This is a genomic window from Carnobacterium divergens DSM 20623, assembly GCF_000744255.1.
Lineage (GTDB): Bacteria > Bacillota > Bacilli > Lactobacillales > Carnobacteriaceae > Carnobacterium > Carnobacterium divergens.
Window position 1 is genome coordinate 1720683 of the sequence record NZ_JQLO01000001.1, and the last position, 25519, is coordinate 1746201.

General features: G+C 33.9%; 23 protein-coding genes. 3 read left to right on the top strand and 20 right to left on the bottom strand.

All coding sequences use genetic code 11. The annotated features are described in order from the left end of the window. Positions 1–24 precede the first annotated feature (24 nt). From phoU to BR52_RS08390, 7 genes are all read right to left on the bottom strand, one after another. Positions 25–693, bottom strand: coding sequence for a phosphate signaling complex protein PhoU (gene phoU / locus BR52_RS08360; protein WP_034571415.1), 669 nt, complete (start codon positions 691–693; stop codon positions 25–27). Positions 694–719: 26 nt separating this feature from the next. Next, on the bottom strand, positions 720–1484 hold the full coding sequence (gene pstB / locus BR52_RS08365; RefSeq protein WP_034571417.1) for a phosphate ABC transporter ATP-binding protein PstB: 765 nt from the start codon (positions 1482–1484) through the stop codon (positions 720–722). A 12-nt stretch (positions 1485–1496) separates the two neighbouring features. Beyond that, a complete protein-coding gene (pstB, locus tag BR52_RS08370; RefSeq protein ID WP_051915747.1) occupies positions 1497–2264 on the bottom strand; it encodes a phosphate ABC transporter ATP-binding protein PstB in 768 nt (255 codons plus the stop codon). 80 nt (positions 2265–2344) lie between these two features. Next, positions 2345–3229 carry a phosphate ABC transporter permease PstA gene (gene pstA, locus BR52_RS08375; RefSeq protein ID WP_034571421.1) on the bottom strand — a complete coding sequence of 295 codons (885 nt, stop codon included), beginning with the start codon at positions 3227–3229 and terminating at the stop codon, positions 2345–2347. Continuing rightward, positions 3230–4150 carry a phosphate ABC transporter permease subunit PstC gene (gene pstC / locus BR52_RS08380; RefSeq protein ID WP_034571423.1) on the bottom strand — a complete coding sequence of 307 codons (921 nt, stop codon included), beginning with the start codon at positions 4148–4150 and terminating at the stop codon, positions 3230–3232. 200 nt (positions 4151–4350) lie between these two features. Then, positions 4351–5250, bottom strand: coding sequence for a phosphate ABC transporter substrate-binding protein PstS family protein (locus tag BR52_RS08385; RefSeq protein WP_034571425.1), 900 nt, complete (start codon positions 5248–5250; stop codon positions 4351–4353). Between the two features lie 154 nt (positions 5251–5404). Then, the gene (locus BR52_RS08390) at positions 5405–6271 is read right to left on the bottom strand and encodes a phosphate ABC transporter substrate-binding protein PstS family protein (RefSeq protein ID WP_034571427.1); all 867 of its coding nucleotides are present in this window, start codon (positions 6269–6271) and stop codon (positions 5405–5407) included. 276 nt (positions 6272–6547) lie between these two features. Between BR52_RS08390 and BR52_RS13140 the strand changes: the two genes are divergently transcribed. Beyond that, positions 6548–6679 carry a hypothetical protein gene (locus BR52_RS13140; RefSeq protein WP_255309860.1) on the top strand — a complete coding sequence of 44 codons (132 nt, stop codon included), beginning with the start codon at positions 6548–6550 and terminating at the stop codon, positions 6677–6679. 322 nt (positions 6680–7001) lie between these two features. Here BR52_RS13140 and pnpS read toward each other — a convergent pair whose 3' ends face one another. From pnpS to BR52_RS08450, 12 genes are all read right to left on the bottom strand, one after another. After that, positions 7002–8777: a two-component system histidine kinase PnpS gene (gene pnpS, locus BR52_RS08395; protein ID WP_236707162.1), complete on the bottom strand. Its 1776-nt coding sequence runs from the start codon at positions 8775–8777 to the stop codon at positions 7002–7004. Then, entirely contained in the window at positions 8774–9490 is a 717-nt protein-coding gene (locus BR52_RS08400; RefSeq protein WP_034571429.1) for a response regulator transcription factor, read from the bottom strand. The genes pnpS and BR52_RS08400 overlap by 4 nt, the downstream gene beginning before the upstream one ends. A gap of 36 nt (positions 9491–9526) precedes the next feature. Beyond that, a complete protein-coding gene (locus BR52_RS08405) occupies positions 9527–10723 on the bottom strand; it encodes a PDZ domain-containing protein (RefSeq protein ID WP_051915675.1) in 1197 nt (398 codons plus the stop codon). A gap of 194 nt (positions 10724–10917) precedes the next feature. Beyond that, complete coding sequence (locus BR52_RS08410; RefSeq protein WP_034571431.1) at positions 10918–12090, bottom strand: C40 family peptidase; 1173 nt, start codon at positions 12088–12090, stop codon at positions 10918–10920. A 50-nt stretch (positions 12091–12140) separates the two neighbouring features. Then, positions 12141–13028: a permease-like cell division protein FtsX gene (gene ftsX / locus BR52_RS08415; RefSeq protein ID WP_034571434.1), complete on the bottom strand. Its 888-nt coding sequence runs from the start codon at positions 13026–13028 to the stop codon at positions 12141–12143. Further along, positions 13018–13704 carry a cell division ATP-binding protein FtsE gene (gene ftsE, locus BR52_RS08420; RefSeq protein WP_034571436.1) on the bottom strand — a complete coding sequence of 229 codons (687 nt, stop codon included), beginning with the start codon at positions 13702–13704 and terminating at the stop codon, positions 13018–13020. Before ftsE ends, ftsX begins: the two co-directional genes overlap by 11 nt. Before the next feature lie 354 nt (positions 13705–14058). Beyond that, positions 14059–15169 (bottom strand): peptide chain release factor 2 gene (gene prfB / locus BR52_RS08425; protein WP_115588660.1). Its coding sequence is split into 2 segments (ribosomal slippage): positions 14059–15096 and positions 15098–15169, totalling 1110 coding nucleotides; the frame shifts between segments, so codons are not numbered across the junction. Positions 15170–15264: 95 nt separating this feature from the next. Beyond that, a complete protein-coding gene (gene secA, locus BR52_RS08430; protein ID WP_034571439.1) occupies positions 15265–17793 on the bottom strand; it encodes a preprotein translocase subunit SecA in 2529 nt (842 codons plus the stop codon). Between the two features lie 279 nt (positions 17794–18072). Beyond that, positions 18073–18609: a ribosome hibernation-promoting factor, HPF/YfiA family gene (gene hpf, locus BR52_RS08435; RefSeq protein WP_034571442.1), complete on the bottom strand. Its 537-nt coding sequence runs from the start codon at positions 18607–18609 to the stop codon at positions 18073–18075. A gap of 138 nt (positions 18610–18747) precedes the next feature. Further along, positions 18748–19440 (bottom strand): ComF family protein, encoded by a 693-nt coding sequence (locus BR52_RS08440; protein ID WP_034571445.1) that lies wholly within the window; start codon positions 19438–19440, stop codon positions 18748–18750. After that, a complete protein-coding gene (locus BR52_RS08445; RefSeq protein WP_034571446.1) occupies positions 19434–20792 on the bottom strand; it encodes an ATP-dependent helicase ComFA in 1359 nt (452 codons plus the stop codon). The genes BR52_RS08440 and BR52_RS08445 overlap by 7 nt, the downstream gene beginning before the upstream one ends. 89 nt (positions 20793–20881) lie before the next feature. Next, complete coding sequence (locus BR52_RS08450) at positions 20882–21745, bottom strand: DegV family protein (protein WP_034571449.1); 864 nt, start codon at positions 21743–21745, stop codon at positions 20882–20884. Between the two features lie 307 nt (positions 21746–22052). Here BR52_RS08450 and BR52_RS08455 point away from each other — a divergent pair, with 307 nt between their 5' ends. Together BR52_RS08455 and BR52_RS08460 are read left to right on the top strand one after the other, a co-directional pair. After that, positions 22053–22697, top strand: coding sequence for a YigZ family protein (locus BR52_RS08455; RefSeq protein ID WP_034571452.1), 645 nt, complete (start codon positions 22053–22055; stop codon positions 22695–22697). 85 nt (positions 22698–22782) lie between these two features. Beyond that, entirely contained in the window at positions 22783–23880 is a 1098-nt protein-coding gene (locus BR52_RS08460; protein ID WP_034571454.1) for an LCP family protein, read from the top strand. Positions 23881–24356: 476 nt separating this feature from the next. Here the strand turns inward: BR52_RS08460 and BR52_RS08465 are convergent, their stop codons facing one another. Further along, entirely contained in the window at positions 24357–25448 is a 1092-nt protein-coding gene (locus tag BR52_RS08465; RefSeq protein ID WP_034573722.1) for a glycosyltransferase family 4 protein, read from the bottom strand. Positions 25449–25519 lie beyond the last annotated feature (71 nt).

A 25519-nucleotide genomic window follows, 5' to 3' on the forward strand; every position in this document is an offset into this window, starting at 1 on the left:
ACTTGCTAACTTTTGCCATTCATTTTATTTTTTATTTGTTGTATTTAATTCAGATACTTTTCCAGTAGAAAGGTAAACAATCCACTCACAAATATTGGTAACATAATCACCAATACGTTCTAAGTAACCTGCAACTAACATATAATCTGAAGCTCCCACAACGATTTCTGAGTTGGCTTTCATTTCTTCAATACAGCTTTTATAAATTTGCTTGAAGTATAAATCAACTTCTCCATCCATTTTTGCGATTTTTTTGGCTTTCTTAGAATCATTTTTTACGTAAGCTTCTAAAACTTCCTCCACCATCACTTTTACTTTATCTGCCATATCTGCAATTTCTGCTTCAATTTCAGGGATGCGTTTGTTTCCTTTTACTCGAATAGTTGATTTTGCAATACTTACTGCATGATCCGCCATTCTCTCTAAATCTGAGCTTGCCTTCATTACCGTTACAATAATTCTCAAATCTGTTGTAACCGGTTGTTGTAAAGCTATCATTTCAAAACTTCTTTTTTCTAAATCTAATTCACGTTCATTAATGAAATGGTCATTAGCAATAACCTCTTTTGCTAACTCTTTATCGTGATTGATAAAAGCTTTAACCGATTTATAGATGGCTTCATTTACCATCATGCCCATCTCAGAAAAACGCAAGTGTAAGTCATTTAATTCCTCTTCAAAAACTCGTCTCACGGATAATTCCTCCTCATTATTTTTAATTAACCAAAGCGTCCAGAAATATAGTCATCGGTTTCTTTTTCGTGTGGATTTGTAAAGATTTGTCTTGTATCTCCAAATTCAATTAAATCTCCTTGTAAAAAGAATGCTGTCTTATCTGAAATACGTGACGCTTGTTGCATATTGTGGGTTACCATTATCATGGTATAATATTCTTTCAATTCTAGCAACATATTTTCAATTTTCCCACTTGAAACGGGATCTAAAGCACTTGTTGGTTCATCTAATAGAATGACTTCTGGTTCTACTGCCAATACTCTTGCAATACACACACGCTGTTGCTGTCCACCAGATAATGAGAGCGCACTTTTATTCAGCTTATCCTTAACATCTTCCCAAACTGCCGCTTTTTTTAAACTCTCTTCTACAATAGCATCCATCTTCGCTTTGTCCTTCATGCCTGCAATCTTTAACCCATAGGCAACATTGTCATAAATTGAGAATGGAAAAGGATTTGGCTGTTGAAAAACCATTCCAACTTGCTTTCTTAACTTAACCGTATCCATCTTAGGACCGTAGATATCTTCGCCTTTTAACAGCACCGTTCCATTGATTGTAACGTTTGGAATCAAATCATTCATTCGATTTAAAGTTCTTAGATACGTTGATTTCCCGCAACCACTTGGACCAATCAAAGCAGTAATTCCCTTAGGTTCAAAATCTAATGAAATGCCTTTTAAGGCTTCATTTTTTCCATAGTATAAATGAACATTTCGTGACTCAATTACATAATTTTTTTCACTCACCTTTGATTCCTCCTATCCAAAGTGTCCTGATACATAGTCTTCTGTCGACTGAATCTTAGGTCGTGTAAAGACTTTTCTAGTTTCATCGTATTCAATCACATTTCCCATGTAGAAAAAGGCTGTATAGTCACTGATACGAGCAGCTTGTTGCATATTATGCGTCACAATTACAATTGTGTAATGTTCTTTTAAAGAAAGTAACGTATCTTCTACCTTGCTTGTTGAAATTGGGTCTAATGCACTTGCGGGCTCATCTAGTAACAGTATATCAGGTTTCATTGCAATGGCTCTAGCAATACACAAACGTTGTTGTTGGCCACCTGATAACGCTAATGCACTTTTATGCAAATTATCTTTGACTTGGTCCCATAGTGCTGCTTGTTTTAAACTGGTTTCGACAATTTCATCTAATTCATTTTTATCTTTCATGCCATGACGTTTTAATGCAAATGTAATATTTTCATAAATTGATTTACTAAATGGGTTGGGACGTTGAAAAACCATGCCGATATTTTTACGCATTTCATACACATCAATATTATCGGCATTAACGTCAATTCCTTGATACATGATCTCACCCGTTACTTTAGTACCCGAAATTTCATCATTCATACGGTTCAACGCACGTAAGTAAGTTGATTTCCCACAGCCACTTGGACCAATTAATGAAGCAATTTTATTTTTTTCAAATTCTAAAGAAACACCTTTAATGGCTTCATTTTGACCATACCATACATGAAGATCATTGGTTTTTAAAGCGACATCTTGACCACGATCCATTTTAAAAATATTGGTTTCAAGCTGATTTTGTTGTTCTAACAAGTTATTCACTCCTTAATCGTAGCTTTTCTAGTTAACTATTAAGCGGATGTTGCTTTTTTATGGATCCATTTACCTAAGAAACGAGCAAGGAAATTGAATAGTAGCACCGCGATAATCAAAACAGCTGATGCTCCTGCTGAAACGGCTGCCGCGTCAGGCATGATTCCTTCACTATTTACTTTCCAAATATGAACAGCTAACGTTTCTGCTGGACGCAATGGATTTAATGGACTTGCAATATATAGTGGATTCCAATTTGTAAAATCCAATGCTGGTGCACTTTGACCCGCTGTATAAATTAACGCCGCTGCTTCACCAAAAACACGTCCGGCTGCTAAAATCATCCCAGTTAAAATACCAGGCAACGCAGCAGGTGTAATAATGCGCGTGACAGTCTCCCAGCGTGACAAACCAAGTGCTAGACCAGCTTCTCTTTGAGTAGAAGGAATCGCACGTAAAGAGTCTTCTACAGTTCTAGTTAATAGTGGAAGATTAAATAATGTTAATGCAAGGGCACCTGATAAAATTGAAAAACCAAACCCCAATTGTACAACAAAAATTAAAAAACCAAAAAGTCCGACTACAATTGAAGGCAGTGAACTTAATACTTCAATTGCTGTTCTAACAAAATCAGTAATCCAATTTTTCTTCGCGTATTCTGAGAGATAAATTCCTGCTCCTAATGAGATAGGAATACTGATCATCATTGTTAAAATCAAAAGATAGAAGGAATTGAATAATTGAATCCCTATTCCGCCACCTTTTTCAAATGTTTTTGCTGGTTTTGTTAAAAAGTCCCATGAAAGATGAGGAATTCCGCGCCATAAAATAAACGCTAATAAACTGAATAAAATCAATACAATTATTCCAGAAATAATATATAAAATGCTAACTGCAAGTTTATCTGCTCTTTTGGCATTCATCTATTTAACAGCTCCTTTTTTACCAATCATACGGATGGCAATATTGAAAATCAATGACATCACTAACAAAATAAGTGCTAATGACCATAGGACATTGTTTTCTAATGATCCCATGACCGTATTTCCCATTCCCATTGTTAAAATACTTGTTAAAGTTGATGCCGGTGATACTAAATCTTTTGGCATTAAAGCTGCATTCCCTACAACCATTTGAATGGCTAAGGCTTCACCAAAAGCGCGAGCCATCCCGAAAACAACTGAAGTTAAAATACCGGGTACCGCAGCACGCAAAACAACTTTATAAATCGTTTGCCATCTTGTAGCACCTAGTGCCAATGATGCTTCTCGATAATGAGTTGGAACTGAATTTAGTGCATCCACAGTCATACTTGTTACCGTTGGTAAAATCATAACGAATAAGACAAAGGTTCCTGCTAAAATACCAAACCCACTCCCACCAAATGTATTTCGTACAAATGGAACGATCACTGTTAAGCCAATAAAACCATAAACAACAGAAGGAATCCCCACCAACAATTCAATCACAGGCTGTAAAACCTTTTTGCCTGTCTTTGGAGAAATCTCTGTCATAAAAATAGCTGCTCCTAAAGCAAATGGGGTTGCCACAATTGCTGACAGCAATGTTACAACAAAGGAACCTGTAATCATTGGTAACGCGCCAACAAGTGGTTGACCGTCTGCTCCCTTAGCACTTGGATTCCAAACGGTTCCCGTTAGAAACGCCCAAAGGGACACTTTATTAGTAGTAAACGTAGCAATTCCCTTACTTGCTACAAAATATAAAATCGATGCAACAACTAACACGATAAAGGCAATACAGATAAAGCTAATACTTTTACCAATTGTTTCTAATTTTGACTTCTTTGATTTTTTTAACAGTCGTTCATGAATTTCTTCCAAAAGAAACCCTCCTTTATTGAATGTCTCACAACGTAACGGTCTTGCTATCAAACAGCCTTTTTTATTGACCTTAAGGCTCTCACTTAAGTAAATAATACTGGAAATCTCTTTAAATTACGACTTTAAACTTTTTTAATCAATGGAAAAGGCGACTGCTAAAACCCTCAGCCGCCTTTTCTCATTAAACTAAATTTCTTAGTCTATTTGATTACTCCATCATGACTGCGTTCAACTTTCATTGAACTGATAGGAAGGTAACCTAATTTTTTAACAACGCCTTTTTGAACCTCATCTGTTAGCATGTAGTCTAAGAATGCTTGAACATCTTCAGATGGTTTGCCTTTTGTATACATATGCTCGTAAGACCAAATTGTCCAAGAGTTGTCTGCTACATTTTTTTCAGTTGGTTCTACATTATCAACGGATAACGCTAAAAGACTGTCGTCAAAATAAGAGAATGCCAAGTAACTGATTGCTCCAGGTGTTTCAGAAACAATTTTACGAACAGCACCCGATGAATCTTGCTCTTGAGCTTGGATTGCTTTTTGTCCATCTAATGCCCATTTTTCAAAAGACGCTCGTGTTCCACTTCCGCTTGCACGATTTAAAACAACGATACTTTGATCTTTCCCCCCCACTTCGTTCCAGTTGGTAATTTTTCCAGTAAAGATATCAATCAGTTGTTGTTTAGAGATTGATTTAACGCCTACATTCTTATTCACAACAGGTCCCATGCCTACAACGGCAACCTTATGATCAACAAGAGCCTTAGCATCTACGCCTTCTTTTTCTTCAGCAAATACATCTGAGTTTCCAATTGTAACGGAGCCGTTTGATACTTGGCTTAATCCAGTTCCACTTCCGCCACCTTGAACGGTAATCGTGTTCCCTGGGTTGGCTGTTGAATATTCTTCTGCAGCAGCTTCTACTAGTGGTTGTAAAGCCGTTGAACCCACTGCAGTAATTGTTTCTGTTGGTGCACTATTTTTTTCGCTTGATTGTGAGCTTGCTGATGAATCTGTTTTATTTCCTCCACAAGCTACTAATGTTAAACCTAAACCTACTGTGAAAACAACTTTTGCTAAGTTATTAACTTTCATCATTATCCATCCTTTTCCAAAGCAATGTTAGACGTCCTTTATTTTTCTCTCGTCCACAACTTTATCTTAAGGTTTGAATATTAATTTTGATTTCTTTTTGTGTAAGCTTTGTGTATCTCTTTGTAAAGTTTCGTTTCGCTTTGTAAGGAAACGGCTACTCAATTGGACTAACGGCTCCATCAACTGTTCTTGTTACTTTCATATCAGCAGAAGGTAGATACCCTAATTTTTTTACAACTGTTTTTTGAATATCAGGTGATAAAATGAATTCAATAAAATCTTTTGTTAATCCTGTTGGCTCTCCTTTTGTATACATATGCTCGTAAGACCAAATCGTCCATTTATTCGTTGTTACATTTTTATCTGTTGGTTCCACGCCATCAATTGATAGAGCCTTAACCGTATCATTGACGTATGAAAATGCCACATAACTGATAGCCCCTGGTGTATCTCCTACAATTTGGCGAACCATTCCTGTTGAATCTTGTTCTTGGGCTTGGATACTTTCTTTCCCGTCTAAGGCCCATTTTTCAAAAGTAGAGCGTGTTCCACTTCCTGTTGCACGATTTAAAATAACTATTTTTAAATCTTTTCCGCCTACTTCTTTCCAATTCTTGATTTTTCCAGTAAAAATATCTTGTAATTCTTTTTTAGTTAATTCTTTTACTCCTACGCCTTTATTCACGATTGGTGTAATCCCAACAACCGCTACTCTGTGATCTACTAGTGCAGTCGCGTCAATGCCTTCTTTTTCTTCAGCAAACACATCTGAATTTCCAATATTTACCGCACCACTTGCAACCTGACTTAAGCCTGTTCCACTTCCGCCACCTTGAACATTGATAAATTTACCTAAATGAGCAGTTGCAAATTCTTCACCTGCTGCCTCCACGAGGGGCTGTAAAGCTGAAGAACCAACTACAGTAATTGATTCGCCGCGGTCAACACCTTTTCCTCCACATGCTGCTACTAAAAATAGGGAAGAAAGAAATACTAGAAGGGCAGTTTTTTTTAATTTCATCTAAATAAAACCTCCTTTTTATCATAATCAGACAATTCATCTCTATCATACCTTAACATTGTAAAATCTATTCTCTCCTTTTGTAAATTTTATGTAAAGGCAATTTGTAAGGTGATTTCTTATTTGTCATTTTTATTAATAAAAAGTGATTATTATCTTGCTTTTCTATTGATTTATGATTGGCTTTTTTATTTTGTTTTTTTAATTTTTTTATGTTATTCTAAGTTACACAACTGATAGATGCTTTAATCTTTTTCTTAAGGAGGAATCATGAGCATGGAAAAAAATCAAAGTTTTGTTGATGGGTTGATTGAATCGATTGTGAAAAAGGCGCCCCTTTACGCTAAAAACACAACAGATCATTCAAGTAAAACTGACAACAAGAAAGATTCATCGAAAAAAAAATAAATACTTATACAATTATTGTAACTTATTTATTTAACTCCCCTTTAAAAAGACTCTCTTAAAAAAGAAAGTCTTTTTTATTTTAAAAAAATGTTATTTTATACTATTTGAATATTCCATTCATCCCCATGAATATATTATTTAATTGATTATTTTATTTATCTTGTTAAAAATCTATCGAAGTTCCTTTAAATCAACTGAAAAGGGCTTTTTTTTTAAGTCTAAATTTTTTAGTTCCATTTTATTTGAAAATATATTTTCATTCTATTGTTATTTTATAAAGAAAAAACCCATCAAAATAGATAACTATTTTGATGGGTTTTTCTCAATCTTGAAATGGCAATCGAACAGTAAAAATAGTTCCTAAACCAAGTTTGCTAGTTACTTCAATAGTGCCATTAAAATTTTCAACTAAATATTTTACAATAGATAAACCTAAGCCTGTTCCACCTGAATTTCGACTACGAGCTTTATCAACCCTGTAAAAACGTTCAAAAATCCGATCCAATTCATCTTCTGGAATGCCCATTCCATTATCTTTAACTTCAATAATCGCTTCAGTTAGAGTTTGAGTAACGGTCACTTCAATTTTTCCACCTATTCCTGTATAGGCAATGGCATTACTAATTAAATTGGTAAGAATCTGTTTTAAACGACTAATATCACCATTTAAATAGGTAATTTCTGTATCAGTTAAAATTAAGGTCATTTTTTTGTGTTCTGCTTCTTTTTTTACTAATCTAAAGCTTGATAAAATCGCCTCTTGGATATTGATACGCTCAATTTTTAAAGGGACTTGTTTTTGTTCTAATTTTGACAGCTCTAAAATATCGTTAACTAAAAGATCCAAGCGACTGCTCTCTGTGTACATAATCTCTAAAAACTGTTTTAATACAGTTTTATCTTCCATAGCACCGTCTAATAAAGTTTCAGAAAATCCTTTTAAAGCAGTAACCGGTGTTCTTAATTCATGGGAAGCATTTGTAACAAAATCACTTTTAACTTTCTCCAGTTTTCTAATCTCAGTAATGTCATATAATAAAACAATCATATTCAATTCACCTTTAATTTTACCAGTAATTGGCACAATATTAGCATCTACAATATGTTCTTCTGGATAGTAAAAATAAATTTCATTATTTTGTGGTTTTTTTTGTCTGTAGCCTTGTTCAATAATTTGACTTAAACCATAGCTTTTAGTAGCTTCTACATAGGATTTACCTAACAAATCAGTTAATTTTTCACCTAAAATCCCTTCCATTGCAGGATTCATTAATTGAACTTTACGCTCGTCATCTAACAGCATAACTCCAATGACTAAGTGATTGATTAAACTATTTATTCGCTCGTCATTTTGCGCAATCTCAAACATTTGATCTTCAAGACTGTTCGCTAAATGGTTGATAACAGATCCTAGTTCGGCAATTTCACCGTATCCTTTTCCATTGTAGCGATTATGATAGCGATTTTCAGATAAATCGGTTGCAACACTCATCACTTCTTCAATAGGCTTTACAATTCTTTTAGTTGTAACTAAAGTTAAAACAATTCCTAAAATCATGACACCAATAACAAAAATTAATAAAGACAACTTAATTTGTTTATTTAGTTGTGTCATTTCAGCAATTGGTTTGGACAAACGTAAGACACTCACTAATTGGCCTGATGCGTTCTTCAATGGTACTGCAACATAATAGAGGGTTGTTTTAGAGGTTGTACTTGAACGTTCTGAAATAGCCTCTGATTTGCCCTTTAGGACCTCTTTTATTTCAGGCCTTTCTAGGTGATTCTCTATTACTTTTTTAGAATTATCAGATTCATATTCCACGGTACCGTCAATACTTATCAATGTAATTCGCTCTTTGTCATTTTTTTCTACATTCTTTAATTGTTCTTTTATTTTTCCAAAATCAAGATTATCTAAATTTTTCTGGTCAATTAAGCTGCGAATCGTTTTAGCATTTTCAACCAACTGACTGCTTTGTGTTTCAAGAGCATATTCTTTTAATAATGAACTCGAGAAAATTCCAATACATAAACTTAGCAAACTAAATATTAAAATAAAAATTGCTAAAATACGAAATTGTAATTTTTTCATCATTTAGGAACCTCAAATTTATAACCGAAACCACGAACCGTTCGAATATAAGCAGGATTTTTTGTATCTAACTCGATTTTTTCTCTTAAGTGACTGATATGAACATCTACAATTCGAGTTTCTCCTGCATAATCAAAGTTCCAAATTGCATCTAGTAATTGTTCGCGACTTAAAATACGATTGACTCGTTTCATCATATATAGAAGCAATTCAAACTCTTTTGGTGTTACTTCTATCGGATTGTCTCGTACGATTACTTCGTATAATTCAGGAAAAATTTTAATTTCACCAATTGTAACTTCAACTAGTTCTTCTCTCGAATTTTCCTTTTCATCTTCCGCTTTTCCTCTTGAATTCACTCGTCGCATAATGGCCTTCATACGTGCTAAAACTTCTCGTGGGCTAAAGGGTTTTGTCATATAATCATCAGCACCTAGCTCTAACCCAATAATTTTTTCTAACTCATCATCTTTAGCTGTTAAGATCATAATTGGTGTTTCTATTTTTTCTTGTCTTAACTTTTTACAAACTTCCATTCCATCCATGGAAGGCAACATTAAATCTAAAATAATAAAAGCATATTTATTTTTTAGTGCTAATTCATAACCTTCTAAACCATCTGTTGCAGTCTGAACGTCATACCCTGCTTTTTCTAAATTAAATGCTAATAAGGTTAAAATAGACTCTTCATCATCAACAATTAAAACTCTTTTCATAATAGGATTAGCCTCCAACTTAATTGTTTCTTTTCATTAAACTAATTTTTCCGGAATTGTCACTACACCAATTTCATGTGGTGAGTCTTCATATATTGCTGTTTGCTCTAATCGGTACTCACCATCAATTTGTTTAATCTTTAAATGACAGTATGCACTATTTATTTTTAGTGCTTGGTAAAAATCATCTTCTGTTTTAATTGGTACATCATTACAAGTCACGATTGTATCCCCAACACTCAACTTCATTTTAGCCGCTGGTGTTGCTGGGCGAATTCCAAGAACTTTTAGCCCTTCATCATTGCTTCCATATAAAAAGGACCAATTATGTTCTCTATTTCGATGACGTAAGTATACAGCGATAGCTCCTATAAACATAATTAAATAGCTAATCCATGTGAATGCTGACCAGACAATATTAATGCCGATTAAAACAACCAATACACCCATTAATATCATTAAATCTTTGACAACAAGTTTTAAAGCCTGTTGAGGAATTTGAGCTTGAACTTTTAACTGCAAGCCTAATAAAATTGGTAAAAATAATACGGTATAGGTCTGATTCCCAATCCCAAAGACTGGCCACCAATCAAAAACTGCAGTAAATAAATTACCTGGTACGATTATTAATAATGGCAATACCCAAAAAGGTTTTAAAAAATAACTTCCAACCCATTTGCCACGACTTGTTTTTAGAAAATCAGGAGATAAGTGCTTCATTTTATAAAAGCTTAAACTAAAAATAGTTACGAGTAACACTAGGAACATTACTACTAATCCATTTACCAGTAAATGGTTATTGAAAAAATTCAGCTGCTCGACAGAATAGCCCATTATATTCAGATTGCTTGATGAATTAGTTTCCAGTATCCTATTCGTTACACTTAAGAGTAAAGCTGTTACTGGAAATGTGATGATTGGATGAATGTAGCGTGTTCCAAAAAGCACTAAAAGAATAAGTGTTGATATTTGATAAAAAACAATCCATTCAATTGTCAAAGGCACTCCAAGGACTGTTAATAAAATAGAAGCAATTACCCCCGGAAGTAATCCCATTACTAAAAAGTCTTTCACTTCAAACCATTCCTTAAAGATAGCTACTCGATAGATTTTTCTTTCTGTTCGAATTCTTTTTAGACTCATACCAATTGACCAGATAACTCCTACAATAAATAATGGCTGTATAAAAAATGATCCCACAATCATTAATAGCGTTTTAATCCACTCTCCCATAAACCTCATCCTTCCTTTTCACCAACACTTACTTCTTATTTTAGCAAATACTTAACAGATAATCACGAAATAATCTTTTATTTTGAAATAAACTATTTTAAAACAAAAAAATACCAATGAACGGTGCATATTTACGCCGTTCATTGGTATTAACCATAAGGGATAGGTTTATTTTAATACATAATAAGAAATTTTTAGTTTACTCGTCCGAAACCAACTAGGTATTTAGCCCAGTAATAAGGTGAAATTGAAGCTACAGCCACACCACTAGAACTTTGAGAACCGATAAATTGACCATTACCAATATAAATCCCAACATGATCGATTGATCCAGATTGGTTAAAGAATACTAAATCACCAGGTTGTGCTTCTGCTTGAGAAACACGGCTTGTTGCAGCATATTGTGCACTTGCAACTCGTGGTAAGCTGACACCTGCAGCAGCAAATGCGTACATTGTGAAACCAGAGCAGTCAAATCCAGCAGTTGTTGTTCCACCATATAAGTAGGGTGTTCCTGCAACGCCATAAGCAGCAGCACTAACTGTTCCCCAACGTCCGCCAGCAGCAGGTGCAGTTGGTTTAGCAACTGGTGCCGAACCGTTAGATACCGGTGTTGTTGTTTCGTTGTTGCTTACATTTGATGTTGCAGCAACTGGTTTCGCTTCACTTGCTGTTTGAATTGCCTTAGCAGCTTTTTCAGCATCTGATTTTTGAGTTAAGAAAGTAGCTTTTTCACTTTCTGCAGAAGCTTGTTCTGAAGCAAGAGATGCAACAACTGCTTCTTTTGAAAGCTTTTGTTGTTCTAAGCTAGCTTTAGAAGCTTCTAATTTAGCGGCTAACATTGTTTGCTCATTTGCTTTTTTTTCAGTTTCTTTTTGTTTAGAAGCAACTGATTCTTTATCTGCTTTTTGGTCTTTTACTAATGTTTGATTAGCTGAAACCATTTGAGAAACAACATCCACACGTCCAACAACATCACTTAAAGATTCAGCAGATAATACAAAATCAAGATAGTTTTGTGTGTCACCATTTACTTGAATTGTACGTGCTTGCTCTTTTAATTTATCTTCGCGTCCAGCAATTTTTTCATTTAATGTATCAATATCAGCTTTTAATGTTTTTAATTCATTTTGAGTTGATTGCATTTCAGCAACTAACTCTTTTGCTGAAGCTTCATTTTCAGTAATAGAATCTGTTACGCTAGCTAATTCTTTTTTTGCATCTGCTTGCTTGCCAGAAATTTCAGTTACTTTTGATGATGCCTTGTTAATATCCTCATCAACTGATGCTGATGCACTAAATGGTGCTACCATTGTTCCTAAACCAATTGTTCCGATGACTGCTAAAGTTATTATTTTCTTATTCACGTAGTTGTTCTCCTATCTGACCCTTATGATTTTTTATTTTTTTGATTAATTTATACTTTTAAGAATCTTCTCATTGAAAGCAATGATCCGAAGGCTCCGATGAAAACACCGAGAGCTAATAGTAATCCGCCAATTTGGTATAAAAATGGCTGCGGTGCTAATAGCGCAAAATACGTTCCTTGTAAGACTTTTGTTACAAAATCGTAAGCTGCTACATAAACAAAACTTAAGATCGCAATTGGAATGATTGCTCCGAAGAATCCAATCCAAGCTCCTTCTAGGAAGAATGGCCATCTGATAAATCCGTTTGTTGCACCAACTAATTTCATAATTTCAATCTCAGTACGACGAGATAAAATTGTAATTCGAATGGTATTTGAAATTAAGAACATTGCAACTAATAATAATGCAATAATAATAACTCCACCAATATTTCGAACGGCTGAAACAAAGTTGAATAATTTTTTAGCCTGTGCGCCTCCGTAATTCACTTTAGCGACGTTGTCTAATTTTTCAGCATCTTTAGCTACTTTTTCAGTATCTCTCGGTGATTCAGTACTTACGACATAAACATCGAATAATGGATTGTCATCGCCACCGAACAGATTAAATTCTGATCCATAACTTCCGACTACTTTATCTAATTCCTGCTCACGACTAGAATACTCGATTTTATCAACATTAGATAATTTTTTTAGATCTGTTTTCAAGGTATCTTTTTGTTCTTTAGTAGCTGCTAAATCAATGTAAACACGAACACTTACATCATTTTCAACATCTGTTGCCAATTTATTGACATTTAAAAGAATTGAGATAAATGAACCTACTAATAATAAGGTTACTGTTACAGCACTGACTGCTGCAATTGACATCCATCCGTTTCTTTTTAAACTTTTCAAACTCTCAATAGCGTGTCTCTTAAACGTTCTAACCTTCATAACCATAATCCCCTTCCAATTGATCTCGGACAATTCGCCCATTTTCAACCGCTAGGACACGGTGTTTTACAACGTTTACGATTTGGCTATTATGAGTTGCCATTACCACAGTTGTTCCTTGATTGTTGATTTCTTCTAAGATATTCATGATTTCCCATGACGTATCTGGATCAAGGTTACCAGTTGGTTCATCTGCAATCAGAACTCGTGGCATATTTGCAATTGCTCTTGCAATCGCAATACGTTGCTGCTCTCCACCAGAAAGCTCTGTCGGAAACATTCTAACTTTATGTTTTAATCCAACTAAATCAAGAACTTCTAGTACACGTTTTTTGATAATTTTAGGATTTTTTTCAACAACTTCCATTGCATATGCAATATTTTCATAGACAGTTAGTCTTGGTAATAATTTAAAATCTTGGAAAACAACGCCCACATGACGTCTTAAGAATGGTACGTCACGATCTTTCATTGTTACAAGATCAAAGTCTCCTACTTTAATACTGCCTTTTGAAGCTTTTTCTTCACGATACATCATTTTTATAAAGGTTGATTTCCCCGCTCCACTTGGACCAACTACATAAACAAATTCACCCTGTTCGATACGAACGGTTAAACCATTTGCAGCAGTGATGCCATTTGGATATTTTTTATAGACATTCAACATTTCTATCATATAATCACCTTACTTTTCTAGTTTTGCTATCATTATCAGGTGTTTCTTACTAAATTAGGATTCATTAGTTATACTTTTCCCAACGCTTATTCATTATAGCATTATATACATTTAAGTCTGTTGTATTTTCTTTACAAATATATTTCAATGTTAGTTAAAAATGTAATGAATTGTCTTATTAGAGATGATTTCACTTCTATAAATCAAATATGACTTTTTATTATTCATTTTCTTGTTTTTTTGCAGTTTATTCCCCACTTTAAATCACCATAATCATCTTTTTTGGGTTTCGTTTTTTACTATTGTAACAATAAAAAAGAAAAAAGTTGCCAAATAAGGCAACTTTTTTCTTTTTTATTCATTTAGTAACATTGTGCTCTTTAAATAAGCATCTATAAATGGGTCTAAATCTCCATCCATAACTCCTTGTACATTTCCTGTTTCATAGTTTGTTCGGTGATCTTTAATCATTGAGTAAGGATGGAATACATAGGATCTAATTTGCGAACCCCAACCAATTTCTTTTTGTTCACCGCGAATTTCTGCTAGCTCTTTTTCTTTTTCTTCTAATTCTAGCTGATATAGCTTAGCTTTTAACATTCCCATTGCTTGATCTCTATTTTTCAATTGTGAACGTTGCGCTTGACTAGCTACAACAATCCCTGTTGGAATATGAGTAATTCGAACTGCGGAATCAGTTTTATTAATATGTTGACCACCCGCACCACTTGCTCGATAGGTATCTACTTTTAAGTCATCATTGTTAATGGCCACAGTTTCGGCATCTTCAATTTCTGGCATGACATCAATTGAAACAAACGAGGTGTGACGTCTACCAGCTGAATCAAATGGTGAAATACGAACTAAACGATGAACTCCTTTTTCAGCTTTTAAATAACCATAGGCATTGTGGCCTTTAATTAAAAGAGTTACACTTTTGATTCCGGCTTCTTCTCCATCTTGATAATCAAGTGTTTCTACTTTGAAACCTTTTTTTTCGGCCCAACGCATATACATTCTAAGAAGCATACTTCCCCAATCCTGTGACTCTGTGCCACCTGCTCCAGGGTGCAATTCAATAATCGCATTGTTTTTATCATAGGGAGCACTTAAAAGCATGTCCAATTCATATTTGTCTAGATCTTTTTGAAATTCTTGATAATTTTCTTCTAGTTCTTTTTCTAATTCTTCATCTGGTTCTTCTTTTACCATTTCTAACAAGATTTCTAAGTCTTCTTTGGTTTGAGATAACTCTTTAAACTGATTGTATTTTTCTTTTAGACTATTGGCTTCATTGATAACTCCTTGCGCCTTAGTTCCATCGTCCCAAAAACCAGGTTCGGTCATTCTGTTGTCAAGTTCTGCAATATCTTGTTCCATTGTCTCTAAGTCAAAGAGACCTCCCAAAGCCTGCAATTTTATCTGTTGCTTTAGCTAAATTATTCCTGATTTCACTTAATTCCATCATTTTCTCTCCTTAGTGTTGCTATTTCCTATTTATTTTAACAAAGAACACGACTTGGTCGCAACCAAATCGTGTTCTTTACTCTAATTTAGTTCTTAAACTTTACCTTTTCCGTGACAGTTTTTATATTTCTTACCACTACCACATGGACAAGGATCATTACGTCCAATTTTATCTTCAACTTTGACTGGTTTTGATTTTGCTGCTTCAACAACATCTCCATCACCAGATGAACGAGCAGGTGTTCCTTGAGCTACTTGTTCTCTTTGAAGGTTTTGTCTAATTTCAGATTTCATTAGTAAACGAGTAACATCGTAATCAATTGCTGCAATCATTTCTTCAAATAATTTGAAGCCTTCTGCTTGGTACTCAACTAATGGATTTGTTTGAGCGTATGCTCTTAAGCCAATACCTTGTCTTAATTGATCCATTGTATCAATATGGTCAGTCCATTTGCTATCAACAACACGTAAAACAACTACTTTTTCAAATTCAAGAATTTGATCTGTACTATTTAATTGTTGCTCTTTAGCTTGGTAAATTTTCTCAGCTTTTTCTAATAACAAAGCTTTGATTTCTTCAGGAGATTTATTTTCTAAATCACTTACTTTTAAACTGTCTTCATGAACAATTGCAGATGTTGCAAAATCATGAATTCCTTGTAAGTTCCACTCTTCTTTTGGTCCTTGTGTGTTTATATCAACGATACGATCAATTGTACGTTTAATCATTGGAATTGTAATTTTTCTTAATGATTCTTCTGCCATGATGACTTCTAAACGTTGTCCATAAATAATCTCACGTTGTTCACGCATTACGTCATCATACTCTAAAACGTTTTTACGCGTGTCATAGTTATTTCCTTCAACACGTTTTTGAGCCGATTCAACTTGACGTGAAATCATTTTACTTTGAATCAAGATATCTTCATCTTGAACTTTCATACGCTCAAGGATTGCTTGGATACGTTCTGAACCAAAACGTTTCATTAATTCATCTTCTAATGATAAATAGAATTGAGTGATACCAGGATCTCCTTGACGCCCTGCACGTCCACGTAATTGATTATCAATACGACGAGATTCGTGACGTTCTGTACCAATAACGCATAGTCCACCAACTTCAAGTACGCCTGCACCAAGTTTAATATCGGTACCACGTCCGGCCATATTGGTTGCGATTGTTACAGCACCTTTTTGACCAGCACTTGTAATGATTTCAGCTTCTTTAAAGTGATTTTTTGCATTTAAAACTTCATGATGAATACCCGCTTTTGTTAAAAGGTTTGAAAGTAATTCTGATGTTTCAACAGCAACTGTACCTACTAAGATTGGTTGACCTTTTGCATGACGTTCTTTGATTTCTTCTACAACAGCATTGAACTTGCTGGTTAATGTTGCATATAATAAATCTGGACGGTCATCACGAATAATTGGTTTATTTGTTGGGATTTCTACTACTTGAATGTTGTAGATTTCACGGAATTCTTCTTGTTCTGTTTTAGCAGTACCAGTCATTCCTGCTAATTTTTTATACATACGGAAGTAATTTTGGAAAGTAACGTTAGCCATTGTTTTTGACTCGTTTTCAATTTCTACGCCTTCTTTTGCTTCAATCGCTTGGTGAAGTCCGTCAGAATAACGACGACCATCCATAATACGACCAGTAAATTGGTCAACAATTAGCACTTCGCCTTCTTGAACTACGTAATCGATATCTAATAACATGATGTAGTTTGCACGTAATGCTTGATCCACATGGTGAATCAATGCTGTATTGTCGATGTCATATAAGTTTTCAACACCAAATGCTCGTTCTGCTTTCACCATACCTTCTTCTGTTAATCCAATGGTTTTAGATTGAACATCGATTGTATAGTCTTCTTCCGCTTTTAACCCTTTAGCAAATTGATCTGCTTTCGTATACAGAACAGTTGATTTTTCAGCTTGTCCTGAAATAATTAACGGGGTTCTAGCTTCGTCAATTAAAATTGAATCGACTTCATCCACGATGGCATAGCTAAGAGGACGTTGTACCATTTGTTCACGGTATACGACCATGTTATCGCGTAAATAATCAAAACCTAGTTCATTATTGGTTGTATAAGTAATGTCGCATGCGTAAGCTGCGCGTTTTTCTTCGGCACTTTTAGAATTTAAATTCAACCCTACAGTTAAACCTAAAAATTCATACAATTCACCCATTTCAGTTGCATCACGACTTGCTAAATATTCATTAACAGTTACAACGTGTACGCCTTCACCTGCAATCGCGTTTAAATAAACGGGCATCGTTGCTGTTAACGTTTTACCTTCACCTGTTTTCATCTCTGGGATATTTCCTTTATGAAGAGTAATACCACCCATTAATTGCACGTGGTATGGGTAAAGACCTAAAACACGTTTTGCTGCTTCACGAACAACTGCAAAAGCTTCTGGTAATAAATCATCAAGTGTTTCGCCTGCTTGATAGCGTTTTTTAAACTCAGGTGTTTTAGCTTGTAATTCTTCATCTGTTAAAGCTGCCATGCGGTCTGCATATGCTTCTACTTTATTTGCTACTCTGTCTAGACTCTTAATTTCTTTTTTGTCATTTTCAATTAAATTTTTTAAAAAATTTGCCATCAATCTTTCTCCTCTTTGTTGTTCATTCTATTTTTATTAGTTTAGTTTAAGATTTATCTAAAATTCTATTTATCTCAAATAATTATACCCTTATTAGCTGGTAAGTGCTATCTTTTTAATTTTATCACTTGTTATTGATAATTGGAACCTTTTTTTAGATATAATCGTTATGTTTCCGTTATTGACTTTGCTAAATTTCTTTATAGCGCCCTTTAGAGGTATTTTTTATTTTTCCATAAAAAAACACCCAATCTTAAAAATAAAGATTGGGTGTTTCCTTTAATTGGTTTCAATCAAGCCATATTTACCATCTTTACGACGATAAACAATACTTGTACCGTTTGTCTCAGCGTCTTCAAAGATAAAGAAATTATGTCCTAACATATCCATTTGTAGAGCAGCTTCTTCACTGTCCATTGGTTTTAGTGACACTCGTTTTGTACGGACAATATCAAGCTCTCCTTGTGAGTCAAGCGTTGCTTCGTCGGGAACGATAAAATCAAACCCTTTTTCACGAGATTTACGATTGATTTTAGTTTTATATTTACGCATTTGTCTTTCTAATTTGTCCACTACTAAATCCACACTCGCGTATAAATCAGGTGAGGTTTCTTCTGCACGTAGAACCAAATATGGTAGTGGAATGGTTACCTCTACTTTAGCAGTTTTGTCAGAGTATACTTTTAAATTCACATGTGCAGTTGCATCAGGTGTATCACTAAAATATTTCTCCAATTTTCCTACTTTTTTTTCAACGTAACTGCGGATTGCCCCAGTCACTTCAATATTTTCGCCACGGACATTATATTTAAACATAAACACTCTCCCCTTTCATCTGACGATATGCCAGAATGTGGAACATCATAGGGACCACTCACTACGATGTTATCCTTAATTCAATTATAAAGGATAGCGCTTTAATTGACAAACAAAATAAGCTACAATTCTCTTTTTTTATCGAGCAATTGAAAAACTTCTAACATTTCTAGCTCCATGTTTGATTAAAATGTCCTTCGCATAGAGGATTGTTCTTCCTGTTGTATATACATCATCAACAATTACGAGGGATTGATTTTTGATAAATTCTGCTTTTTCCTTTATTAAATGAAATGGCTGTTCCATTTGTAATCTTTCTTTTCTAGTTTTACTAGATTGTTTTAGCTGATTTTTTTCATTAATTAAACAATCTGTATATGGAATCTCTGCTGCTTTCAAAATAGCTGTCACTTGATTAAAACCTCTTTTTTGGTAACTTAATTGACTAATTGGAACTGGTATAACAATCTCTTTTTTATAAGTTTTGAAAATGGCTTTCACTTCTTCATTGAATAGATTTCTTAAGCGATAGTCTCCTTGAAACTTAAATCTTTCCATCCACTCTTTGATAAACAGATTGTACTCATATAAAGCCAAATGTCTTAATTCAAATTTTGGGTATTTGACTTGCCATTTTAGGCAATCTTCACACAGCTTACTATCTTTAAGTTTCCTACCACATCCTCTACAAGTTGCAAATTTTTTTAACACCACTAAGTTTTTTTTGCATTTTCTACATAATTTTTCCTCTGTTATTTTGGTAAAAAATAAAATTTCTTTTAGCATTATTTTTTTTATTTCTTGTTGTCCGCAAAAAAGACAATCTAACATTCATTTAACAACCCTTTCTTTTTAGCAAGTTGATTCATTGTTTTTATTTGCTTGATCGCACCTTTCATTGCTCTGGTTTGTCCATAATGTAAAAATAGTACCTCTCCTTTAGGAAATTCAGGGTGTCTACCCACTCTTCCTGCAATTTGTACAAGCGATGCTTCTGTGAAAGTTTGGTCTTCTGCTCCTAAAACGAGAACATCGATATCTCTAAATGTCACACCTCTTTCGAGAATTGTGGTTGATAATAAACCTGACAACCGTTCTGCCCTCATCTTTAAAACACTCTCTTTTCTTTTTTCATCAGCAGAATAGACGCTTAAAAATAATTGAGTTGGGAAACATTCTTGAATCAAGTATGCTAGTTTTTCCATAAGTTCAATTTTCGGGACAAATAAGAGAAAACGTCGCTCGTTATGAATGAGTTTTGCTAGTATTTGTTTTAATTTTTTGGGTATTTTATTTAACGACAACTGCTTTCGCCAATCACCTACCCAGTTGGTTGTAGGTTCAGGTAATGGATAACCGTGATATCTGGCGGGTAAAATCGTAGCTACTAGTTGATTATTAGTAATTGCTTTTTGCATTTCTTTACTTGGTGTTGCTGTTAAATAAATCAAGGTTTTTTCTTTTTTTACAGCTTTGTTAACAGCAAAATGAAGCCCTCTATCTGAATGAAATGGGAAAGCATCAATTTCATCAATAATTAATACATCAAAAGCTTCTTTAAATCGCATTAACTGGTGAGTTGTTGCAACGACTAAAGAGGTATATTGATAACTTTCTTCACTAGATCCATATAGTAAGGCTACTGTCGTATGACCGAAGGCATTTTTTAAACGTGGCGCTAATTCTAAACAAACGTCCACTCTAGGTGAAGCAATACATACGCGTTTCCCCTGATTTAAAGCCTTCTCAATTCCAGCAAATATCATTTCTGTTTTTCCAGCTCCTGCCACCGCCCAAATCAGATGAGTCGTGTTTAAATCGATAGCTTTTTTGATTGCTTTTGAAGCCATTGATTGTTGTTGAGACAATACCCCACGCCACGTTAGAAGATTGGATTGGTTACATGACATACGATTCGGTTCGGCTACTGAAAATAAAGAGCTACATTTTTTCACCTTTCCCATTTGAAGACAGTTGGTACAGTAATAGCACTCTCTTTTACAGACACAGGGGGCTACTTGACGCTTTTGCTTATTTGTTTCTCCACAACGATTACAGCTTATTTGACTTTCTGTTTTTTCTTGAAATCCATTCTCCACAATGAGATTTGAAATCATTGTCACGTCTAGTTGGTGATTGATTTCCTCTTTTAAGAGGTGTCTACCAAAAAGCAATTCTATCACCACAATTCCTCCTTTCTATTAAACTATACGCAAAAAAAGCCGATAGATTTTCTATCGACTTTCAAAATAATTGCTATTCAAAAAAATTTTTAATAAGGATGACTTCTATTTCTATCTTCAATCCAAGCCATGCCTAACGCTCCCTCACCTAAATGAGTACCTATTACTGGACCAAAATAACTTAATTCAAACCGAACCGTTGGCAAGGTTTTTTCTAAATGTTTCTTCCATTTTAAAGCTTCTTCTTCTGCATTCGCATGAATGATTGTGGCAACGATTGGATAGCCTTTTTCGCTATCTTCTACCAACATACCTTCAATTCGTTTTAATGCTTTTTTTGAAGAACGAATTTTTTCAAAAACAACAATTTCTTTGTCTTCAAAGTGCAAAATAGGTTTAATTTTTAACATTGAGCCTAAAATAGCAGCACCATTAGATAGTCTGCCTCCACGGACTAGATGATTCAAATCGTCTACCATGAAATAGGCCCTAAGTGTTTTTTGCATTTCATCAAAAGCAGTTAGAATTTCTTCAACAGTTGCACCATGCTTAGCCATTCGTGCACCCTCTAACGCAAAGTACCCTTGGGCCATACAGCTAATCCCAGAATCATAAGGAAAAACTTTTATGCCTTCTACCATTGAAGCAGCACCTGCAACATTTTGATACGTTCCACTTATTTTACTAGATAAATGAACACTAATAACAGCGTCATAATCTTTAGCCAATTGTTCAAACAATGTGACAATTTCTCCTGTTGTAGGTTGAGAACTGGTTGGTAAGTTTTCCATAGTACGAACTTTTTCAAAAAACTCTTCACTCGTAATATCAACTTCTTCTCGGTAAACTTCATTGCCTACCACAACGGAAAGTGGCAACATATAAATGTTATTTTGTTTATATTGCTCATGTGTTAAGTAAGCAGTGCTATCTATTACAATTGCAATTTTCAACTTTCCACCCCACTATTTACTCATGTATCGTTACATTTTCAGCGTTATTGTTATATTCAAGGATTAATTATAGCACATTTTTCGACACCCGTCTTATTAAAAATAAGATTTTTTTGTTTAAAAGGATCCCTACGTTGACGATTTATGCAGTTTTACTTTTTGTTACATTCATTACAAATTATTTTCAATTTAATGGAACCCTGTTTATTCCTATTAAAAACTGATATTCTTAACAATATCTACTAACATTCCTCACATTTTTCGTTTATAATGTAAATTAAGATTATGTTAGAGGAAGGAACTCTCTATGCTGCAAACCTATCAAACACTTTATCAAGATGGCATCATTGAAATTGAAATCAAGAAATCTCGCTTTATTTGCCATGCTAAAAGAGTTACTGACGAATTACAGGCTACTGAATTTATTCAAACCATCAAAAAAGAACATTGGAAAGCAAACCACAATTGTGCGGCTTATCTAATCGGTGATAATGATGAACATCAACGAGCTTATGATGATGGCGAACCAAGTGGTACTGCGGGCGTTCCAATGCTAGAAGTTTTAAAAAAAATGAAGTTAAAAAATGTTGTTGTGGTTGTAACTCGCTATTTTGGCGGTACAAAACTTGGTGCAGGTGGTTTGATACGCGCTTATAGCAAATCTGTGAGCACTGCACTTCAAGAACTTGGTATCGTTGAAAAAAGTTTACAAACTGAAATTATTGCTACAATTTCTTATCCTGATTCAGGGAAACTTGAATACTTTTTAAACCAAGAAAATTATACGATTAAAGACATTGCCTATACAGAAAAAGTAATCGTAACCTTTTTTGTTAGTGAGTTATTCATATCTGAAATAAAAGAAGAATTGACCAATCTCTTAAATGGTCAAATATCATTCAAAATAGGAGATAAAAGTTACTGTGAAAAAAGAATCGATGTCTCTTCTTAATAAAAGCTTACGTTTTCAGCAATGGCTTTCATGATAAAATAATAAAGACTATTTTTAGCTAAGTACACTTACAAGGAGAATGACTGTGAAAAAAAATAAACTAGAACCTGTAACTTCTTCCCCTCTAAAGCGGAAGAGAAAGAAAAAAAACTTAACCTTAATTATTTTAATTCCTTTACTAGTATTAGTTCTGGCTGCCGTTACTTATGGAGCAAAACTATATGCAGAAGCTAAAAAAACAGTAGATGATTCTTATCACGAATTATCTGGAACCAATAATACGATTACTAAAAATGGAAAAACTGTAAAAGTAAATCCTATTGAAGATACCATTTCAATTTTGGTAATGGGAATTGACGATGATTCTGCTAGACAACTCGGCAGTGCACGAACGGATGCTTTAATTTACTTAACAATCAATCCTAAATCACACGAAATCAATATGGTAAGTATCCCACGTGATACCTATACAAAAATAAAATCAAACAAATTTAACGGAAAAGACAAAATCAACGTTGCTTACACTTATGGTGAGGAAGAAGCTAGTATTGCTACTGTTGAAAATCTTTTAAATGTTCCTATTAATTATTATGTTACGTTTAACTTTGAATCTTTCCTAGAAATTGTTGATGCTCTTGGTGGAATTGAAGTCGATGTTCCAGTATCCTTTACAGATATCAATACTCTGGGTGATGGTCAAGTTACTCTAGAAAAAGGAATTCAACATTTAAATGGAGAGCAAGCACTCGCATTAGCAAGAACTAGACACTTGGATAATGATGTAAAACGCGGAGAACGCCAACAATTAATTTTTAAAGCTATTGTTGATAAAGCGATGTCTGCAGGTTCCATTACTAACTATTCAAATGTAATCAAAGCTGCTGGTAAAAATATGCGAACTAATTTAAAATTTAATGAGATGTTATCTATTGCTCAAACTGGGATAGATAGCAAATATAGTTTCAATTCATATATTTTTGATTGGACTGATTTTACTTTAGAAGGCGCTAGTATGGTTGAACTATATTCTGATAGTGTAGATTTCATAAGCCACCGTTTACGAGTATCTCTTGGATTAGATGAAAAAGACACTACAGATGAACCAGACTATCAATTTAAAACTAACGGAATTAGTAAGTATCACAGTGACGATTCTCAATTGGACAATGGTTCAACTTACTAGAATTAATTAGGCTACAAACCACTAATGTTTATCGATTAGTGGTTTGTAGCCTAATTTTTTTAATAAATTAGCTACCTAATTTTAACAAACTACTTTAGATAAAAAATTTAAGAATGACTTCTACCTCCATGTTTCATTTCGATAAATATGATGTACTAATATTAGTACTTTTTAAATTGAATTCGCTCTAAAACAATAAATTTTTTTAATATCAAAAACTGCATTAAAAAATGAATTAAATATTGCATATCAATGATTAGGACATCTCTAATTTTTGTATAATAAAAATAGAGCTTAATCAATGATTGTAAACATTACATCCATTGATCAAGCTCCACAATTTTCGAGAAGGATATCCTAATTTTCTTATCTTATATTTAATATTTTATGGAACCTATATAAAATATTAAACATCTCTATTCTACTATATCAAGTTCAGTGACTCTTCACTTAGGTCATACAACTTAAGTTTAAATTTATTCTTCCGAATCGCTATTATTGTTATTTCTCTTAGCAAATTTTTTGAATCGCGAAAGTAATGGTTGATGGTTCTCACCAACTAATCCAATCAATTCAACAAATAATTCCAAGCCAACAAGTAAACTAATTGTTAACAGAATCAAGCCCCATAATGTAGAAATTTTATACAATAGTGCAATAAAAGAAAAAATTACTGCTAAACTATAAATAGCTAAAACGGTTTGTCTATGAGTCAATCCTAACGACATCAATCGATGATGTAAATGCATTTTATCAGCACTTGATATAGGACGGTTGTTTAAATATCTACGTAACATTGCATAAATTGTATCTGTAATTGGAACACCTAAAATTACTACAGGGATTATAACTGAAAGAAATGTTACATTTTTTAAGCCTTGCAGCGACATCACAGAAATCATAAACCCGAGAAATAATGCACCTGTATCTCCTAAAAATATTTTTGCTGGGTAAAAGTTATAAGGAAGAAAGCCAATTAAAGCTGCTACTAAAGCAAAAATCATAATTGGAACATTAATACTGGCAACTGTTAAAAAGAAATAGCCAATAATTCCCATCGTGGTTAATGCAATAATCGACACTCCCGTTGCTAATCCATCTAATCCATCAATTAAATTCACTGCATTTGTTATTGCTAATATCCAAATAATCGTTACCGGAAAACTAAAAATTCCTAAATTAAAAGAACCTATAATCGGTAATGTAACCATATCCATTCGAATTCCTGCATAAAAATAAATAACCAATGCAGCTGCAATAATACCTAACAATTTCATTTTAGGACTCAATTCTTTAATATCATCTACAATGCCTGTTACAATAATCAATGTTCCACCAATAAAAATTGGAAAAACCTGTTCAAAAGGAATCGGTAACATAAAAAACATTGAAATGAAAAATGCTAAATAAATTGCAAGTCCACCTATGGTAGGCATTTCTTTTTTATTTACTCTTCTTGCATCAGGTTTATCTGTAGCACCTATTTTAAAAGCCAATTTTCTAACTAACGGTGTCAATATCAGTGATAGAATCATTGTTGCCACTAACATAACAACAATATGAAACATATTATACATTTAAAAGAACCTACTTTCATTATCGGTTTATACCAATTCTATTATACAAATTAAAAGTTCAA

Bases quoted from the DNA above. Each gene is read 5' to 3' on its own strand.
- BR52_RS08400 (WP_034571429.1), bottom strand. From the start codon at position 9,490: ATGAAAAGAGTTTTAATTGTTGATGATGAAGAGTCTATTTTAACCTTA.
- pnpS (WP_236707162.1), bottom strand. From the start codon at position 8,777: ATGATGAAAAAATTACAATTTCGTATTTTAGCAATTTTTATTTTAATA.
- pstB (WP_051915747.1), bottom strand. From the start codon at position 2,264: ATGGATCGTGGTCAAGATGTCGCTTTAAAAACCAATGATCTTCATGTA.
- BR52_RS08440 (WP_034571445.1), bottom strand. From the start codon at position 19,440: ATGTTAGATTGTCTTTTTTGCGGACAACAAGAAATAAAAAAAATAATG.
- BR52_RS13140 (WP_255309860.1), top strand. From the start codon at position 6,548: ATGGAAAAAAATCAAAGTTTTGTTGATGGGTTGATTGAATCGATTGTG.
- BR52_RS08385 (WP_034571425.1), bottom strand. From the start codon at position 5,250: ATGAAAGTTAATAACTTAGCAAAAGTTGTTTTCACAGTAGGTTTAGGT.
- BR52_RS08390 (WP_034571427.1), bottom strand. From the start codon at position 6,271: ATGAAATTAAAAAAAACTGCCCTTCTAGTATTTCTTTCTTCCCTATTT.
- secA (WP_034571439.1), bottom strand. From the start codon at position 17,793: ATGGCAAATTTTTTAAAAAATTTAATTGAAAATGACAAAAAAGAAATT.
- hpf (WP_034571442.1), bottom strand. From the start codon at position 18,609: ATGTTTAAATATAATGTCCGTGGCGAAAATATTGAAGTGACTGGGGCA.
- ftsX (WP_034571434.1), bottom strand. From the start codon at position 13,028: ATGAAGGTTAGAACGTTTAAGAGACACGCTATTGAGAGTTTGAAAAGT.
- pstA (WP_034571421.1), bottom strand. From the start codon at position 3,229: ATGAATGCCAAAAGAGCAGATAAACTTGCAGTTAGCATTTTATATATT.
- BR52_RS08405 (WP_051915675.1), bottom strand. From the start codon at position 10,723: ATGGGAGAGTGGATTAAAACGCTATTAATGATTGTGGGATCATTTTTT.
- BR52_RS08455 (WP_034571452.1), top strand. From the start codon at position 22,053: ATGCTGCAAACCTATCAAACACTTTATCAAGATGGCATCATTGAAATT.
- BR52_RS08465 (WP_034573722.1), bottom strand. From the start codon at position 25,448: ATGTTTCATATTGTTGTTATGTTAGTGGCAACAATGATTCTATCACTG.
- ftsE (WP_034571436.1), bottom strand. From the start codon at position 13,704: ATGATAGAAATGTTGAATGTCTATAAAAAATATCCAAATGGCATCACT.